Raw genomic sequence first — 2,019 nt, 5'->3', positions numbered from 1 at the left:
AGCCCGCGGGGGTCACCCTCCTGGCGGCCGTGCTGCTGAGCGCTCCCACCCTGGTCCGGCGGCGTTGGCCTCTGGCCGCGGCCGTCACGGTCGTCGTCGTGGCTTCGGCCGCCCTGGTGACCGGCGTCGTTCCCGACTATGCCTCGGCCGGGCCCCTGGTGGCCGTGGGCATGGTGCTCTACATAGTCGGCACGAGCGTCGGCGGCCGGCGCTCGCCGGTGATCGCGGCCGCCGCCGTCGTCACCGTGCTGGCCGCGCAGATGTTCGTGGAGTCGTCGCCGTCCGGCCCGGGGGCGGCCGGGGCGGCGTTCAGCATGCTGGTGATCGGGTCGTGCTGGGCGCTCGGCTGGACCGTGCGGGAACGCCGGGCCCAGGCCGCCCGAGCCGTCGAGCTGTCCACGGCGCGGGCGGTCGACCAGGAGCGGATGCGGATCGCGCGGGAGGTGCACGACATCGTCGCGCACAGCATGAGCCTGATCTCGGTGAAGGCGACGATCGCCAACCACGTGGCCGACAACCGTCCGGACGAGATGCGAGAGGCGCTGCGGGTCATCGAGGCGACCAGTCGCACCGCCCTGCTCGAGATGCGGCGCACCCTGGGTGCGCTACGCGCCGCGGAGGACCCCGAGCCCGACCCGGACGGCCCGGATCTCGACGGGCTCATCGACGCCGCCGCATCCACGGGCCTGCGGGTCGAGTTCGTCCGCAGCGGTTCGCTCGAAATGCCGGTCGGGCTGGGCACGGCCGTCTTCCGCATCGTGCAGGAGTCGCTGACCAACGTGCTCAAACACGCCGGTGCGACCCGGTGCCGGGTCAGCGTCGAGACGCGGGTGGACGGGGTGTGCGTGGAGGTCAGCGATGACGGCGCCGGCGCGCTGGCCGGCCGTGGAGAGGGAGGTCAGGGCCTGGTCGGCATGGAGGAGCGGGTGGCGTTGTACGGCGGGGAGTTCTACGCCGGGCCGGGTCCGGACGGGGGCTGGACGGTCCGCGCCAGGTTGGAGGATGTCCGGTGATCCGGGTCGCCATCGCGGACGACCAGACGATGGTCCGCGCGAGCTTCCGCCTTCTCCTGGAGCAGGACAAGGGGGTGCAGGTCGTCGGGGAGGCGTCGACCGGCGGGGAGGCGGTCGCGGTCGCGCGTCGTGAGTTGCCCGACATCGTGCTGATGGACATCCAGATGCCGCAGATGGACGGGATCGAGGCGACGCGGCTCATCTGCCGTTCCGCGCGGACGCCGCACACCAGGGTCATCATGCTGACGACCTTCGACCTGCGGCAATATGTGGTCGGCGCCCTGCAGGCCGGCGCCAGCGCGTTCCTTCTCAAGCACGGCCATCCCGACGAGTTGCTGGCCGCCATCCCGCTGGTGCACGCGGGCGAGTCGATCCTGGCGCCGAGCGCGACACGGCAGCTGATCGAGGCATTCGTCGCCCGGCCCGACAGTCCGGCCGCGCCAACCCGAAGCCTCGACACCCTCACCGAACGCGAGCAGGAGGTGCTGCGGCTGGTCGCCGAGGGTTTGTCGAACACCGAGATCACCGATCGTCTGCGGGTCACGATGCCGACGGTCAAGTCACACGTGGGCAAGCTGCTGACCAAGCTCGACGCCCGGGACCGCGTCCACCTGGTGATCGCGGCCTACGAGGCGGGACTCGTCCGGCCCGGTAATGCGGAGATCGGCTAGGGGGTGACCGTGCACTTAGGAGCGACAAGCTTCCACTGCGTGCAGAAGGCCTGGGCGGCCTCCGGGGTCGGGAAGCCGTCCTGGAGCAGCACCCAGAACCCGGTGCCCTGGTCGGCGAGCTCGTTCGAGGTCAGGCTGTCGACCAGCTTGACCGGCATGCCGGCGTTCGCGAGCTTGACGCGGGCCGCCTCGGCGGTCGCCTTGCCGCCGTCGTCGCCGCGGTGCGGGAAGACGTCGATCAGCGCATACGGGCGGGCGACCGTCACCGTGGCCTGGGTGGGGGTCGGCGGTGCGTCCGGATTGTTGCGCTTGCTGCCGGGGAAGGGAAGCCGGAG

Annotated in this window: 3 protein-coding genes; 2 read left to right on the top strand and 1 reads right to left on the bottom strand. The window is 71.7% G+C overall.

Annotated features, from left to right (window positions below; genetic code table 11):
* Positions 1 to 1,013: sensor histidine kinase (locus AB0M20_RS40400; RefSeq protein ID WP_364306460.1), on the top strand; the 1,013-nt coding region annotated here is incomplete at its 5' end.
* The gene (locus AB0M20_RS40395; RefSeq protein WP_364306459.1) at positions 1,010 to 1,684 is read left to right on the top strand and encodes a response regulator transcription factor; all 675 of its coding nucleotides are present in this window, start codon (positions 1,010 to 1,012) and stop codon (positions 1,682 to 1,684) included. The genes AB0M20_RS40400 and AB0M20_RS40395, both read left to right, overlap by 4 nt.
* Here AB0M20_RS40395 and AB0M20_RS40390 read toward each other — a convergent pair.
* On the bottom strand, positions 1,681 to 2,019 hold a 339-nt coding region (locus AB0M20_RS40390), incomplete at its 5' end, for a hypothetical protein (RefSeq protein WP_364306457.1). The genes AB0M20_RS40395 and AB0M20_RS40390 overlap by 4 nt on opposite strands.

It is taken from the genome of Actinoplanes sp. NPDC051633 (genome assembly GCF_040681735.1).
Lineage (GTDB): Bacteria > Actinomycetota > Actinomycetes > Mycobacteriales > Micromonosporaceae > Actinoplanes.
This window is presented reverse-complemented; position numbering and strand designations above follow the sequence as displayed.